Source organism: Streptomyces marokkonensis, assembly GCF_039539045.1.
GTDB lineage: Bacteria > Actinomycetota > Actinomycetes > Streptomycetales > Streptomycetaceae > Streptomyces > Streptomyces marokkonensis.
Genome location: NZ_BAABCQ010000173.1, coordinates 1 through 16,035, shown reverse-complemented (window position 1 = coordinate 16,035; position 16,035 = coordinate 1). Strand labels below are relative to the sequence as shown.

The window sequence follows — 16,035 nt, the reverse complement described above, 5'->3', positions numbered from 1 at the left end:
GTAAACCCTTACCGGAAGCTACCGGTCAGCCGAACAGCCGACCTCCAAGGATTCACCTTGCGTGCATCTTCGACCCCTCGACCTCTACCCACCGTCACCTTGATGGCCCGAGCCGCAATTCAAGCTCAAATCCGAGGAACCCCTTCACACAGGGACAACCCCGGACCCTCTGGTGCAACTTCAGGGGGCCAGCCGTCACTCATAGGGGTTGACAGGAACAAAAGAGAGCTACAGATCAACCGCGAAACGACTCGGCAATAAGAAATGCCAGCTCCATGGCCGCATTTCCATCAGCGCAGTCGAGCCGTATCCCGCCCGGGTACGTACCGAGGCTCTTGTGGACTTCGAAGAAGCCGTGCACCTCGTCGAAAGCCCGAGAAAGGGAATTCTCCCGCACCGGATCGCACTGCCACACCACCTGATGCCCTGACGCGGTCACCTTCTCGACGATGGGCGGCAGTACGTCCCGCACCCTGTCGCTGCCCATGGCAGTCATCAAGGTGACCCGGCCGGGGCTGAGATGCGGATCCAGTCGCCGAACATGCTCGACGGCTTCCTCGGGAAGAGTCCCGGGGCCGATCTCAAGGCCGACCGGATTGGCAACGGACTCCACGAACGCGATATGCGGTCCTTCCTTCTCCCGGCTCCGCTCCCCCAGCCAGAGAAAATGGGCCGACAGGTCGCACGAGACGGGGTCTGCGGCCTTCTCGGAGCACGGCGGCGGCCGCTCGTGGTCCCGGGGCAGCACCTCATGGCCCGCGAAGATCCGTGTGGTCCGCAAAGGGGTGTCGTCGACGGGCCAGGCGGCCATGAAACGCATCACACGGTCGATCCGCCGGGCGAGTGCCGCGTACCGGGCGCCGACCTCCGTGGTACGGACGAACTCCTGGTTCCACCGGTGCACTTGGCGCACATCGGCGACGTCGGCCGCGCGGGTCATCGCCCGCACCATGTTCAGCGCCGTCACCGAGTGCGCGTCGAGGGCTTCGTCGTGGCGGGCGGGCAGCCGGCAGATCTTGACAACCGGTACCTGAGTGCCGTAGGTCAGCACGAGCGCTGCCTGCAGGAGCGTGCGGACACCGGCCACCACGCTCGTCTCGACCTCCCCCGCGGACTCGGCCACGTGGTCGCCCGTCTGCAGCACGAATGCCTCGCCGCGCGCGGCGTCGGCCATCTGCTCGGAGAGCCGGCGGACCTCGGCCGCCAGGACGAGGGGCGGTCTGCCCGTCACTGCGGGGGATTGCCGTGCTTGCGCGAGGGCAGGTCGGCATGCTTGGTGCGGAGCATTGCGAGGGAGCTGACGAGGACCTCGCGGGTCTCGGCGGGGTCGATGACGTCGTCGACCAGGCCGCGCTCCGCCGCGTAGTAAGGGTGCATCAGCTCGGCCTTGTACTCCTTGACCATGCGCGCGCGCATCGCCTCGGGATCCTCGGCGGCCGCGATCTGCCGGCGGAAGATCACGTTGGCGGCGCCCTCCGCGCCCATGACCGCGATCTCGTTCGTCGGCCAGGCGTAGGTCAGGTCCGCACCGATGGACTGGCTGTCCATCACGATGTACGCACCTCCGTAGGCCTTGCGCAGGATCAGTGAGATCCTCGGCACGGTCGCGTTGCAGTAGGCGTACAGCAGCTTGGCGCCGTGCCGGATGATCCCGCCGTGCTCCTGGTCGACGCCGGGCAGGAAGCCGGGGACGTCCAGCAGGGTGACGATCGGGATGCTGAACGCGTCGCAGAACTGCACGAAGCGTGCGGCCTTCTCGGAGGCCTCGATGTCCAGCACACCGGCCAGTGACTGCGGCTGGTTGGCGACGATGCCGACGGTGTGTCCGTCGAGCCGGGCCAGCGCGCAGACGATGTTCCGCGCCCAGCGCTCGTGAACCTCCAGGTAGTCGCCGTCGTCGACGATCTCCTCGATGACCTTCGTCATGTCGTAGGGGCGGTTGCCCTCGACGGGCACGAGGTCGAGCAGCGCGTCGCCGCTCCCGCCGACGGCGGCGGGGCCCGTGACGGCCGGGGGCATCTCGCGGTTGTTGGACGGCAGCAGGGACAGCAGGGAGCGGACCTCGGCCAGGCAGGTCTCCTCGTCGTCGTACGCGAAGTGGCACACGCCCGACGTCTCGGCGTGCACATCCGCGCCGCCCAGGCCGTTTTGCGTGATCTCCTCGCCCGTCACCGCGCGGACCACGTCCGGCCCTGTGATGAACATCTGCGAGGTGTCACGCACCATGAACACGAAGTCCGTCAGGGCCGGCGAGTAGGCGGCACCACCCGCACACGGGCCCAGCATCACGCTGATCTGCGGGATGACGCCGGAGGCCTTGGTGTTGCGCTGGAAGATGCCGCCGTAGCCGGCCAACGCCGAGACGCCCTCCTGGATACGGGCACCCGCACCGTCGTTCAGCGACACCAACGGCGCACCGGCCGCGAGGGCCATGTCCATGATCTTGTGGATCTTCGTGGCGTGGGCCTCGCCCAGCGCACCGCCGAAGATCCGGAAGTCGTGCGCGTAGACGAAGACCGTACGGCCCTCCACCGTGCCCCACCCGGTGACCACACCGTCCGTGTACGGCTTCTTCGTCTCCAGGCCGAAGCCCGTGGCCCGGTGCCGGCGCAACTGCTCGATCTCGTGGAACGACTCCGGGTCGAGCAGCAACTCGATCCGCTCACGCGCCGTCAGCTTCCCCTTGGCGTGCTGCGCCTCCGTCGCCTTCTCACCGGGGCCGGTGGCGGCCTGCTCCCGCATCCCCATCAGTTCGGCGACACGGCCGCGGGCGTCGGACGCCGGCAGCCCGGCCGGGCGCTCGTGCAGGACAGTCATCTCACACCACTCCAACTCTGTGGGGCTTCGTTGAGCAGCCTCAAGTCATGCGGGGTGTCACACGGGAACGGCCGCCGGCAGGACCGGCACCAGGCGGCCGGGCTCACCCGGACGGCGACGCCACTCCCGGGGATAGCCGAGGGAGACCTCCTGGTGTGGTATGCCGTCGCACATGATCACCCGCGGGATGTGCAGATGTCCGTAGACCACGGCCTTGGCACGGAAGCGGCGGTGCCAGTCGTGCGTGGCCGTCGTCCCGCACCACAGCGCGAACTCCTGGCGCCACAGCACCCGGGTGGGCTCACGCACCAGGGGGAAGTGATTGACCAGGACCGTGGGCAGGTCCGCGGGCAGTTTCGCGAGCCGGGCCTCGGTCGTCCGTACCCGGGCGCGGCACCACGCCTCCCTGCTGGGGTAGGGGTCGGGGTGCAGCAGGAACTCGTCGCTGCAGACCACGCCGGCCCGCTCCGCGAGTTCCAACGCCGCCGCCTTGGAGTACGTCCCCGCGGGCCGGAAGGTGTAGTCGTACAGCAGGAACAGCGGGGCGACCGCCACCGGGCCGCCCTCTCCCTCCCAGATCGGACAGGGGTCCTCGGGGGTGACCACCCCGAGGCCGCGGCAGAGGTCTACCAGGTGCAGATAGCGCTGCTCCCCGCGCAGTTGGACGGGGTCGTCGGGGGCCGTCCACAGTTCGTGATTGCCCGGGGCCCACACCACTTTGGCGAACCGGTCGCGCAGGGTGCGCAGTGCCCACTCGACGTCCGACACGCGCTCCCCGATGTCGCCCGCGACGATCAGCCAGTCCTGGTCGGAGCCGGGCCGCAGGGCGTCGACGATCGCTCTGTTCTCGTCGTAGCGGATGTGCAGGTCGCTGATCGCGAGCAGTTTGCCCGTTCGTGGGTCAGACACCGCTCACCTCGCTGCCCGCGCGCGCCCGTTCGGCCAGTTCCGCCACCCTGGCCAGGGTGGGGCCTGCGATGACCTCGGGCAGCCCGGCCATGAAGTCCTTCTCCCGCTCGATGCCCACGACGTCCGCGCTGACCGCGGCCAGCATCGCGAGGAGCGTGGCGGAGTCGCCGCCGAGCCGGTGGAAGTCCGCGTCCGCGCCGAGCCGGTCGATGTCCACCATGAGGACCCGGGCCCAGATCTTGGCCACCGCGTCCTCGGCCTCGCTGCGCGTCGCGGCACCCGCCGTCACGGAGTCGGCCGCCGGTCCCTCGAAAGGCACGGGCAGCGCCGAGACGTCGACCTTCTCGTTGACGGTGCGGGGCAGGTCGGGGACGACGAATGTCGCGCTGGGCACCATGTAGCGCGGCAGTCGTTGCTCGACGTGTGCGGTGAGCTCCTCGACGGTCGCATCGCCGCGCAGCACGACGTAGGCGCACAGCACCTTGTCCGCCGTGCCCGGCTTGACCAGGCCGGTGGCGAACGCCGTGACCACGGCGGGGTGTTCCTCCAGGGTCCTGGCGATCTCGGCCGGTTCGATGCGGTAGCCGAGCACCTTCACCTGCTCGTCGTTGCGACCGACGGACTCCAGTTCGCCCGAGGGGAGCATGCGGGCCAGGTCGCCGCTGCGGTAGACGCGGGTGCCGTTGGCCAGGGACGTGAATCGTTCGCGGTCGAGGTCGGGGCGGCCGCGGTAGCCGCGCGCCAGCTGGTCGCCCGCCAGGTGCATCTCACCCACCTCGCCCGGGGCGACGAAGCGGCCGTCGCCGTCGAGCAGATGGATCCGGGTGTTGTCGGTGGGCACGCCGATGGGCACGGAGGCCCGTCCGGCGTCGCGCTCGGCGTCGTAGCGCCGCGTCATGCAGCCGATGGTCGTCTCGGTGGGCCCGTACTCGTTGAAGATCCCGCAGTCCGGGCCGAAGAGCCGCTGGGCGCGGTCCGCGACCGGGGTGCGCAGCAACTCACCGCCCGCGATCACGGCGCGGAATCCGCTCGGCGCGAGATCGAAGCGGCTGATGAGGTCGAGGTGGGTGGGGGTGAGCTTGAGCGCGTTGGCACCCGAGTTCTCCAGCATGTCCCGCAGGACCACGTGGTTGGGCTCGTCCGGCACCAGCGCGATCGAACCGCCCGCGAGGAGCGGCACGAAGAGCGCCGTGTTGGACAGGTCGAAGGCGAGCGAGGTGAACAGCGGGAAGCGGGAGGTGGCGTTTACGCCGTAGACCCGGGTCGCCCAGCTGACGAAGGTGGTCAGCTGGCGGTGCTCGATCTCGACGCCCTTGGGACGCCCCGTCGACCCCGATGTGTAGATCACGTACGCGAGGTCCCCGGGCCGCACGTCGACGCCGGCCGGCCTGCGCGTGGACTCCGCGAGGTCCTCCAGGAGCACCGTCCGCGCTCCGGCCGAAGCGGCGAACTCCCGGTCTGCGTGAGCTCGTTCGGTCAGGCAGATGGTAACCCCGGCGTCCGCCACCAGGTCGGCGAGCCGGTGGTCGGGCTGCTGAGGGTCGAGCGGCAGATACGCGGCGCCTGCCTTGAGCACGCCCCAGACCGCCGCCATGCCCGCGACCGTGCGGCCCGCGAGGAGCCCCACGAGGGTGTCGCGGCCGACGCCGCGGTCGAGCAGTTCGGCCGCGACGGCGTCCGCCCGCCTGTCCAGCTGACGGAACGTCACGTCTCCTTCGGGGCCGGCCAGCGCGATGGCATCCGGGTTCCTGTCGGCCTGTTCCCGGAACTGCTGGACCACCGTTCCGGGGTGGGCCAGGGGACGCGCGGTGTCGTTGGCGTCCCACTCGCGGTGGGCGCGTGGGGAGAGCGCTTCCTCGATCCGGTCGAGCAGCGCCTCGGCCCGCTCAGGCGTCTGCGGTCCGTCGTACCAGCCGATGGTGATCTCCGTGCGGCCGCCGCACTCCACCGCGTTGATCTCGGGCGGGCCGAGCGGGCCCGCGTTGGGCAGCGAGTACACAGTCGTGGCGTGGAATGTGTCCGTGCTGAAGTCGGCCAGGTCCACCTTGCCGACGTGCGACAGCGTCGCCAGGCTGCTGTAGCGGTCGTGCTGTGCGGAGAACGCGTCGAGCCCCATGATCTGCCGGCTCAGCACGGTCAGGTCCTGCGTGGGCAGCGTGGGGTCGACACGGGCCGCGAGGTCCTGCCGGCCGGTGAGGATCGACAGGAGCTGCTCGTGCGCCTGCTCCCAGGTGGAGCCCGCGCGCACCTCGTACAACGGGTTGTTGGTGAGGTTGCCGGTCGAGCGGACACCGGGCAGGTACCTGCGCAGGTCGACCGGGACGAGGAAGCGTCCGGTGCTCAGCCCGCAGGCCTGGGTGACCGCCAGCGCGACCTTCGCCACCAGCGCCGGGTGCGTGCCGTCGACGGTGCGCCGCCGCCAGAAGAACGCGTGCTGGTCCTGCGGGCGGGAGCCGAGCGACGAGGGCCAGTCGAGATCGGGCTCGATGTCGCGGCTCTCGGGGGCGCCCGCCTGCTCGATCAGCTCGCACTCCGTGATGCGCGAGGGCGCGCCGAGCGGCTCCTCGCCGCGCAGCACGCGGAAGATGTCGTCGGCCCAGGCACGCACACCCTGGCCGTCCATGACAGCGTGGAAGGCCCGCAGGATCAGCGTGTCCGACGCTTCGCCCGGCTGCAGCAGGATCTCGCAGGTGGGGCCGCCGTCACGGCCCATGAGGGGGCTGTGCAGCCGCTCGGTGCCCGCGAAGGTGCGCGGGTCGAAGGAGTCGGCGGGCAGGACCCGCACGGCCGGGGCCGTGCCGCTGTCCACCCATGTCATGCCCTGCCGGGTCAGCCGCGCCCCGGGACAGGCCCGGGACGCGGTCTCCACCGCGCGGGTCAGCTCGTCGGGGTCGATGCGCCCCGCGCCCTCCACCACGATCTGGATGACGCCGGGAACCGAGTCGGGGTAGACCAGGAACCATGTCTCCGTGGGTGAGACAGGTCGGCTGTAGGTGCTGTCGTCCTCACCCGGGGACATGGGAGTACCTCAATTCGGTTCGATCGGTGTCGGTGCGCTCGTGTGCGGCCGACGCTGCGGTCAGACGGCGCCGAGAACCTGGCCGTCCTGTCGCCGCATGGCGCGGGACCTGCGGAAGTCCAGGTGCACGAAGACGCGTTGCAGCCAGCGGTCCCGGCCGTCGTACCGCGGCTGGAAGGCGCTGCGCCCGTGCAGGGCGAGTCGGTTGTCGACGAACGCCAGGTCACCGGGGTGCAGGATCAGCGTGTGGGCGATCTGCTCGATGACCGACTCGAGCTGCGCCATCGCTTCGCCGGCCTCGTCGTCGACCGGGAGCGTGCTGCTGAAGTCGACCTTCAGGTTGGGGTCGTCGATGCTTCCGCTGAGGATGCCGTGCGGCTCCTGCATGCCGTCCTCCAGCTCGAAGGAGGCGGGCGCGACGGTGACGAAGCGGGGCTGGTGGAGGACATCCCGAGTGCGGTCGGACAGCAGCGGGAGCGCGTTGCGTACGGAGGCCACCCGCAGTCCCGCGATGTTCTCGTGGTCGTTGCGCAGGCACATCAGGCCGACCAGATCGGGCTTGTGCTCATGAAACGCGTTCTCTGTATGCATGTTGAGCTTGATGGAGCCCGCGTTCCCCTGGAATTCCTCCAGGCCGGGCACCGGCACCACGTCCTGGACGAGCGCGCCCGACTTCTCCTTGTCGAACGCGATCACCTCGCCCATCGCCATGGCGATGAGGACCAGCGAGGCCGCCGACGTGCTGCTCTCGCGCTGCACCGAGCCGCGGACCACCGGGGTGTCGGGCACCGTCTCCGGGTCCACCGGCAGATTGCGGACCAGCAGCATCGCCTCGCGGCCGGAGTTCCAGGTGAACTGGCGCAGCACCTGGCGCAGGCGCGGCGGCAGCAGGCAGGAGAGTTCCCTTGCCTTGCCTATCCAGTCTGGGTCGTCGACCAGTTGTGGTGCGGTGTCCCTCAGCCGGACTGCCAGGGCGGTCAGCTCAGCCTTTTCCCGGCCATCGAGGGAGATCTGGGCATCATCGCCGATTTTCGGCCTTGCTTCGACAGGCATAATCAACCATTCGTTGGCAGAGTTGATGCGAACCACGGGCCCACCAAGTCGACTCCGATTCGGAGACTACGAATCGGGTCAAACTCGCGGCAACCCCTAACCGCCGCCGCCGACCCCTGTACGAGGTGCGGCGGCGGACCCGCTCAGCAGCCCTCGCTCCTGAGCCATTCCTGCATCTGACGGGCGACGTCCGCCCCGTGGTCGCCGATCAGGGTGAAGTGGTCACCCGGGGCGTCGACGGCCGTGTGCGGCAGGGGCCAGAAAGCGCGCCAGTCGCCCTCCCCCGTCCACTCGCTCAGGGGGGTACTCGCCCGCATCAGGAGTGTGGGCACATCGACCGGCTGGGGCGTCACGCCGTGCAGGAGCGGGAGATACGCGGCCCAGGCGGTGGTGCGGAAGTCGTCCATCGGCGTGTAGGCGCTGTCCCGCTCCAGCATCCCGTCCAGGAGCTCGGGGACCCACTGTGCCATCACTTCGCTGTCCGTGGGGTAGCTGTCCAGGAGCACCACGGCGGCGGGCGGGCGGCCCTGCCCGGCCAGCTCGTGCGCGAGGGAGTTGGCCAGTTGCGCGCCACCGGAGTGGCCGGTCAGCACGAACGGCCCGTCCCCCGCGGTGCGCAGGACCGAGTCCGCGTGCGTACGCATCAGGACGTCGTAGGAGGCAGGCAGCGCCTCGTCGGCGGCGAAGCCCGGGGGCGGCAGCGCGTACACGCTGCGCGACCCGCGGAACCCGGCCGCGAGTCTCGCGTACTCGTGCGCTCCGGAGAGCATCGACATCGTGCAGCAGCAGAAGACCGGGGGCAGCTCCGCGCCGGACCCGGCCCGCCGGCCACCGGCCGTGCCCCGTCCCCTGCCCGACGCGAGACGTACGACGGTGGCGGGGCGCGGCAGGTCGGACGGCTCCGTGTAGACCGGGCGGAACTCGGCGAGCCGCAGCAGGACCTTCGCGTACTCGGTGGACTCCCCCTGGGAACGCGTGTGCCGGAACAGTTGGCCGAGGATGCCGCCGCTGCCCGCGGCGGGACTCCTGCCGGCCGCCGGCGCGGCGGCCGCGCCTTCGGTGACGCCCTCGCCCTCCTCCGCGCCGGTGGTGCCGTCGGTGAGCACGGCCGACAGGTGCCGGGCCAGCTCGGACGGCGTGGAGTGGTCGAACAGGAGCGTGCCGGAGAGGTCGTCGAGGCCGGTCGCCGCCTGCAGGGCGTCGCGCAGCTCCAGCGCCGTCAGGGAGTCGAAGCCCTGCTCCAGGAAGTCCCGGTCGGCATCTACGGAGTCGGCCGACGCATGGCCGAGCACCGCCGCCGCACGGCCGCGGACCAGGTCGAGCAGCAGCTGATGGCGGTCGGGCGGCGAGCAGCTCTCCAGCTGGGCGGCGAGCGCCGCCGGGAACTCGTCCCGCAGCGCCTCCGTCACCGGGGCGGTGAGCACCGCCCGTGCCTCGGGGATCCCGGTGAACAGCGCACTGGGCCGGGCGACGGTGAACGCGGGCGTGAACCGCGCCCAGTCGATGTCGGCGATGGCCACGCAGGTGTCGTCGTGGTCCAGCGCCTGCTGGAGCGCGATCACGGCCGGGCCGGGGCGCAGCGGGCGCACCCCGCGCCTGCGCAGCTGCTCGTCGGCGGCCCCGGAGGACGAGCCGGCCCACGGTACCCAGGCGATGGACGTGCCGGGCAGGCCGCGGTCCCTGCGCGCCTCCACGAGGGCCTCCATGGCGGCGCCGACCGCCGCGCGGACGACGAATCCGCCGCTGCCCCAGGTGGCCGCGGTGGAGGAGAACACCACAAACGCCTCGAGTTCGGGAGCGGTGAGCGCCCCGTCGAGAAGCCGGGCGAGTCCGGTCTCCGCGCGCACGGCCCGCGCCAGCTCGGCGGGCTCGGTCTCGGCCAGCGGGACGCCCGCCTCGGTCGGCAGCGCCATGTGCACGACGGCGGTGACACGGCTCAGGCGTGCGAGCTGCCCGATCCGGGCGCCCAGGTCGGGGCAGTCCTCCACATGGCCGGGCAGCACGGTCACCTTCGCGCCCGCGGCGGTCACCCGCTCCTCCACGACCGCGGCCCGCTCGGCGTCGGCACCGGCGAGGACCACGTGGTCGGCGCCCTGTTCGGCCAGCCACTCGGCCACATGAACGGCGCGCTCGTCCGCCGAGCCGGTCAGCAGGACGGTGCCGTGCGGGGTCCAGCGGCGCACCGACTCCCGGTTCTCGGTGCCGGCGCGCACCAGCCGGCGCCCCAGTACTCCCGAGGCGCGCACGGCAAGCTGGTCCTCGCGATCCGCGGCACTGAGCACCCCCACGAGGCGGTCGAGCGCGGCCTCGTCCTGGGCGGTGGGCAGGTCGACCACCCCACCCCACCGCTCGGGGTGCTCCAGCGCCACGACCCTGGCCAGGCCCCAGAGCTGAGCGGCGACCGGATCCGGGGCGGGGTCGGTGCCGACGGCCCGCACGGCGCCCGAGGTAAGACACCATAGGGGCGCCGAGACGCCGTTGTCGCCCAGTGCCTGCAGCAGGGCGGCCGTCGCCGCGAACGCGTCGTCGGGGCAGCTCCCGTCCCCGGGTTCGGCCAGTGCCTCGAGTGACACCACGCCCGCCAGCGGGGGCAGCGCGGGGTCGGGATACAGCCGGTTCACGGCGTCGGCGAGGGTGTCCCGGTCCGCGCCGGCGAGGGGGACGCGGAGCACTGCGGCCCCGTGGGCGCGCAACACCCGCGTCACGCTCGCCGCGGGCGCCGTGTCCGGGCCGACGACCAGCCAACTTCCGCACAGTGACACGGAGTCCGGGACCGTGACCGGCTCCCAGGCCGTCCGGTAGCGCCAGTCGCTGGTCAGCGCGGAGCGCGTGGAGCGCTTGCGGTAGGCGGCCAGGGCCGGAAGGACCGTGCGCAGCGCGTCCTCGTCCTCCTCCGGCGCTTCCAGGAGCCGCGCCACCGCGGTGGGCCCGCCGTGTTCCACCGCGCTCCAGAAGCCGCCGTCCTCGGCCGCTGGTTCCGGCACGCCGGCGCGGGCCTCGGGGGGCGCGGGCCAGTACCGCTGCCGCTGGAAGGCGTACGTCGGCAGGTCGACGCGGCGTGTGCCGCGGCCTGCGAACACCGCGTCCCAGTCGACGGTCCCGCCCTGCACATGCAGTTCGGCGAGCATGGTGAAGAGCGAGTGCGCCGCAGGCCTGTCGCGTCGCTGCGCGGCGGTGAGCAGCGGCTGCGGGGCATCGGTGCGGTCGGCGGCCAGGCAGCCGCGGGCGAGCGCGGTCAGCACTCCGTCGGGCCCCAGCTCCACGAACGTGGTGACGCTGTCGTCGCTCAGCCGGCGCACGGCGTCGGCGAACCGGACGGTCTCCCTGACCTGCCGGGTCCAGTAGTCGGCGGAGATCGCCTGGTCCGCGGTGAGCCGTTCGCCGGTGAGCGCGCTGACGACGTCGATCTCCGGCCGGCGGAACGTCAGGCCCTCGGCGACGGACCTGAAGTCGGCCAGCATCGCGTCCATGTGGGCCGAGTGGAAGGCGTGGCTGGTCCGCAGCTCCTTGTGCCTGCGGCCACGCGCCGCCCACAGCGCCACGACCTCGTCGACCGACGCGCGGTCGCCGGAGACGACGACGGCCGCGGGGCCGTTGACGGCGGCGATCGACAGGGCGGCGTCGGGGCGGCCCGCGAGCGAGCCGCGCACCTGTTCCAGCGACTCCCGCACCTCCCGCTCCGACGCCTCGATGGAGACCATGCCGCCGCCCGCGGGCATCGCCTGCATCAGCCGGCCGCGCGCCGCGACCAGCGTGCAGGCGTCCTCCAGGGAGAGGACGCCCGCGACGTGCGCGGCGGCAAGCTCTCCCACCGAGTGACCGACCACCGCGTCCGGGCGCACCCCCCATGACTCCAGGAGCCGGTGGAGTGCCACTTCGAAGGCGAACAGCGCGGGCTGGGCGTACTCGGTCCGGTCCAGCAGGTCCGCGCCGGTGCCGCTCATCACCGCACGCAGCGGCGTCCGCAGGTACAGGTCGAAGCGGGCACAGGCGGCGTCCAGGGCTTCGGCGAACGCGGGGAACAGCCCGTGGAGTTCCTCCGCCATGCCGAGGCGCTGGCTGCCCTGCCCGGTGAACAGGAAGGCGGTGCCGCCCGCCACGCGCACCGCGCCGCGGACCACACCGGGCCCCGGCTCGCCCGCGGCCACCGCCGTGAGCCCCCGCAGCAGAGCGGCGCGGTCGGACGCCAGAAGCACCGCGCGGCGGTCCAGGGCCGCGCGGGACACGGCCAGGGACCGCCCGAGGTCCGTCAGCGGTACGTCCGGGGTCTCACGCAGCCGGTCGACGAGCCGGGCCGCCTGTCCGCGCAGCGCCTCGTCCGTCCGCCCGGACACCAGGAGCGGCACGACGGGCAGCGGGGCGCCCTCGGCCCCGGCGTCCGAGGCTTCCGCGTCCGGGGCGTCCGAGGCTTCCGTGTCCGGGGCCTGTTCGAGGATCAGGTGGGCGTTGGTGCCGCTCAGCCCGAAGGCGGAGACCCCGGCCCGCCGAGGCCGCCCGGTGTCCGGCCAGGTGACGGCCTCGGTCAGCAGCGACACGGCGCCGCTCGACCAGTCGACGTGCGGGGTCGGCGCGTCGATGTGCAGGGTGCGCGGCAGCACACCGTGGTCGAGCGCGAGCACCGTCTTGATCGCGCCGATCGCCCCGGCCGCGGCCTGCGTGTGGCCGATGTTCGACTTGACCGTGCCGAGCAGCAATGGCCGCTCGGCGAACCGCTGTCGGCCGTACGTCGCGAGCAGCGCCTGCGCCTCTATCGGGTCGCCCAGCGTCGTGCCCGTACCGTGTGCCTCCACCGCGTCGATGTCGGCGGGCGCCAGTCCGGCATCGGCGAGGGCCTGGCCGATCACCCTGCGCTGGGCCGGCCCGCTGGGCGCGGTCAGGCCGTTGCTCGCGCCGTCCTGGTTGACGGCGCTGCCTCGCACCACGGCCAGGACCTGGTGGCCATTGCGCCGTGCGTCGGACAGCCGCTCCAGGAGCAGTACGCCCACGCCCTCGCCCCAGCCGGTGCCGTCGGCGGCCGCCGCGAACGACTTGCACCTGCCGTTGCCGGCCAGCCCTCCCTGCTTGCTGAACTCGACGAACGCGCCGGGGGACGCCATGACCGTCACACCGCCCGCAAGCGCCAGCGAGCACTCGCCGCCGCGCAGCGAACGCACGGCCAGGTGGAGCGCCACCAGCGACGAGGAGCAGGCGGTGTCCACGGTCACCGCCGGTCCCTCCAGGCCGAAGGTGTAGGAGAGCCGGCCCGAGAGGACGCTGCCCGCGCTGCCGGTGAGCAGGAAGCTCTCGCTGCCCTCGGCGTCGCCGTACATGCCCGCGCTGTACCCCGAGGACGAGGCGCCCACGAACACCCCGGTGCGGGTGCCCCGTACGGACGTGGGGTCGACTCCGGCCCTTTCGAGCACCTCCCAGGTGGCTTCGAGGAGGAGCCGCTGCTGCGGGTCCATCGCCAGCGCCTCGCGGGGGCTGATGCCGAAGAGCACCGGGTCGAATGCGTCGGCGTCGTGGACGAAGCCGCCCTCCGGAGTGATGCCCGAATCCCCCAGGCCGCGCAGCCAGTCCACGTCCCAGCCGCGCCCGTCGGGGAAGCCGGACATGGCGTCCGCGCCGTCCAGGACGAGCCGCCAGAGGTCTTCCGGTGACCGGACGCCGCCCGGGAGGCGGCAGCTCATCGCCACGACGGCGATGGGCTCGGTGCGTTCGTCGACGAGACGCTGGTGCTGTTGACGCAGCCGCTCGTTCTCCACGAGAGACGTCCTCAGTGCCTGGACGATCTCTTCGACCTGCGTCCCCATCATGTACTCCACACTGGTCGTCGCATCAGCGGTTCGCACCTCGGCAGTTCGCGCGTCGGCCGTTCGCGCGTCAGCAGTTCCGGCATCAGGCGTCCTTCGTTCCGGTCGCCATCCGGACGAGGTCGTCGATGTCCATGGCATTGATCTCGTCCACCCGGTCCCCGGACTCGGGCGCCTCCCGGCCCGCCCCCGCCTCTTCCGCATCGGCGGCACCGGCAAGGCGCAACAGCTGGTCCAGCAGACCTGCCTCGCGGATCCTGGCGATCGGCACGGCGGCGAGTACGGCACGCGCCTCGGCGTCGTCCGAGGTCTCGGCGCCCGCGCCGTCGGGCCCGGCGCCCCGGCCAGTGTCCACCGGCAGCAGTTCACGGCGCAGCCGGTCGCGCAGCGCCACCGGGGACGGCTCGTCGAAGACCACGGTGGTCTCGAGACGCACACCGGTGGCCGCGGTGAGCCGGTTGCGCAGATCGACCGCCATGACCGAGTCGAACCCCAGCTCCTTGAAAGCGCGTTGGGGCTCCACGGCGTGGGCGGAGGGGTGCCCCAGCGCGGCGGCCGCCTCGGTGCGCACCAGTTCCAGGAGCGTCCTGTCGCGCTCCGCGTCCGACGCCGATGCGAGCCGCTCCCGAAGGCCGGCGGCCGGCAAGGCGGCCGTGTCCTCGGTCGGCTCGTCGGTCCGCAGGGCGGCGGCGGCCTCGGGGACGTCCTCGATCAGCGGCCGGGCCCTGGAGATGGTGAAGGCCGGCGCGAACCGCGTCCAGTCGATGTCGGCGACGGTCAGACAGGTCTCGCCCTGCTCCACGGCCTGGACGAGCGCCCGCACGGCCGGCTCGGCCGCCATCGGCCGCAGTCCGCGGCGGACGAGGGTGTCCTCGGCAGCGGCGTCGACCATACCGCCGCCCGCCCAGCCGCCCCAGGCGACCGAGGTCGCGGGCAGCCCCCGGGACCTGCGGTGGTCCGCCAGGGCGTCGAGAGAGCAGTTGGCGACGGCGTACGCGCCCTGCGCGGCACCACCCCAGACCGCCGCCCCCGAGGAGAACAGGACGAAGGCGTCCAGCGAGCCGTCGGTGAACAGTTCGTCCAGGTACGCCGCGCCTGCCGCTTTCGTCGCCATGACGCGGGCGAACTGCGCCGGGTCGGATTCCCTGAGGCCCGACTGCAGCGTCTCCCCCGCGGCGTGCACCACCGATCGGATGGGCGCGCCGTCGGCCGCCTCCACCTCCTTGACCAGGGCGGCCAGGGCCGTGCGGTCCGAGACGTCGCAGGCCACCAGGGTCACCCTGGCTCCCATGGCGGTCAGTTCGGCTTCGAGCGCGGCCGCGCCGGGGGTGCCGGCGCCCCTGCGCCCGGTCAGCACCAGATGCTCCGCGCCGTGCCCGGCGAGCCAGCGGGCTACGTGACCGCCGAGGGCCCCCATGCCGCCGGTGACCAGCGCGGTGCCGCGCGGCCGCCAGGGCTTCGCGGCCTTCATGCGGTCGGCGGGTGCCCGCACCAGCCTGCGTACGACCACGCCCTGGGATCGCAGGGCCAGTTGGTCCTCGTCACCAGCTCCGGCGAGCAGTCCGCACACCCGCGCGGCCGACTTCTCGTCGAGCACGGCCGGCAGGTCGATGAGGCCGCCCCAGCGCTCCGGGTGCTCAAGACCGATCACCCGGCCGAGCGCCCAGGTCTGCGCCTGGACCGGCCGCGCGAGCGGCTCGGCGCGGCTCACCGTGACCGCTCCCCGTGTCAGGCACCACAGGGGTGCGGTGACGTCCAGGTCCGTCATGGCCTGGACGAGGGAGGTGGTCAGCGCGACGCCCGCGGGAACCACCGGGTGGAAGGGGTCGGGGCGTTCGTCCTGCGCGAGGAAGGAGAGGACACCGTCGACGGGCCCGTCGGCGAGCGCGTCCCCGAGCCACTGGAGGGCCATGGCCCGTCCCGTGTCGTCGACCTCGAAGGGCACGCGTACGGTACGTACCCCTCGCCGGGCCAGCTCCTGCTCCACCGCACGGACGGGCTCGTCGTCCGTCGCTCCCTGCGAGGTGACGACCAGCCAGGTCCCGGACGGCAGGGCGCCGCCCGGCGCGGCGGCGCCCTCCAGCGGCTTCCAGACGACGCGGTACCGCCAGCCGTCCAGGACGGACTGCTCGCGCTGCTGCCGTCGCCAGGAGGACAGCGTGGGAAGCACGTCCGACCAGGAGTCCCGGCCGTCCGCGCCGATCCCCAGGGTGTCGGCGAGCGTCCCGAAGTCCTGGTTCTCCACGGCGTCCCAGAACGCCGTGTCCATCGGGTCGCCGCCGTGTGCCGCCGGGGTGGCTGGGGCCATGGGCTTCGGCCAGTAGCGCCGGCGTTGGAAGGGGTAGGTGGGCAGGTCCACGTGGGTCGTGGGCTGTCCGGCGAAGACTGCCTGCCAGTCCAGCTGGACGCCGTGGACGTGGGCCTCGGCGAGAGAGGTCATGAAGC

At 72.3% G+C, this 16,035-nt stretch carries 7 protein-coding genes; all 7 read right to left on the bottom strand.

Annotated elements, in window-relative coordinates; genetic code table 11:
- Positions 1-235 precede the first annotated feature (235 nt).
- Positions 236-1,174 (bottom strand): 3-deoxy-7-phosphoheptulonate synthase, encoded by a 939-nt coding sequence (locus tag ABEA26_RS30085; RefSeq protein ID WP_345596521.1) that lies wholly within the window; start codon positions 1,172-1,174, stop codon positions 236-238.
- A gap of 53 nt (positions 1,175-1,227) precedes the next feature.
- A complete protein-coding gene (locus tag ABEA26_RS30080) occupies positions 1,228-2,817 on the bottom strand; it encodes an acyl-CoA carboxylase subunit beta (RefSeq protein WP_345596520.1) in 1,590 nt (529 codons plus the stop codon).
- Positions 2,818-2,874: 57 nt separating this feature from the next.
- Entirely contained in the window at positions 2,875-3,726 is an 852-nt protein-coding gene (locus tag ABEA26_RS30075; protein ID WP_345596519.1) for a metallophosphoesterase family protein, read from the bottom strand.
- Positions 3,719-6,745, bottom strand: coding sequence for a non-ribosomal peptide synthetase (locus ABEA26_RS30070; protein WP_345596518.1), 3,027 nt, complete (start codon positions 6,743-6,745; stop codon positions 3,719-3,721). The genes ABEA26_RS30075 and ABEA26_RS30070 overlap by 8 nt, the downstream gene beginning before the upstream one ends.
- A gap of 60 nt (positions 6,746-6,805) precedes the next feature.
- On the bottom strand, positions 6,806-7,798 hold the full coding sequence (locus ABEA26_RS30065) for a TauD/TfdA family dioxygenase (protein WP_345596517.1): 993 nt from the start codon (positions 7,796-7,798) through the stop codon (positions 6,806-6,808).
- Positions 7,799-7,941: 143 nt separating this feature from the next.
- Positions 7,942-13,590: a type I polyketide synthase gene (locus tag ABEA26_RS30060; protein WP_425587919.1), complete on the bottom strand. Its 5,649-nt coding sequence runs from the start codon at positions 13,588-13,590 to the stop codon at positions 7,942-7,944.
- An 85-nt stretch (positions 13,591-13,675) separates the two neighbouring features.
- On the bottom strand, positions 13,676-16,035 hold a 2,360-nt coding region (locus ABEA26_RS30055), incomplete at its 5' end, for an SDR family NAD(P)-dependent oxidoreductase (protein WP_345596515.1).

Excerpts from the sequence above, each read along its gene's own strand:
- ABEA26_RS30070 (WP_345596518.1), bottom strand. The coding sequence starts at position 6,745 with ATGTCCCCGGGTGAGGACGACAGCACCTACAGCCGACCTGTCTCACCC.
- ABEA26_RS30080 (WP_345596520.1), bottom strand. The coding sequence starts at position 2,817 with ATGACTGTCCTGCACGAGCGCCCGGCCGGGCTGCCGGCGTCCGACGCC.
- ABEA26_RS30085 (WP_345596521.1), bottom strand. The coding sequence starts at position 1,174 with ATGGCCGACGCCGCGCGCGGCGAGGCATTCGTGCTGCAGACGGGCGAC.
- ABEA26_RS30065 (WP_345596517.1), bottom strand. The coding sequence starts at position 7,798 with ATGCCTGTCGAAGCAAGGCCGAAAATCGGCGATGATGCCCAGATCTCC.
- ABEA26_RS30060 (WP_425587919.1), bottom strand. The coding sequence starts at position 13,590 with ATGGGGACGCAGGTCGAAGAGATCGTCCAGGCACTGAGGACGTCTCTC.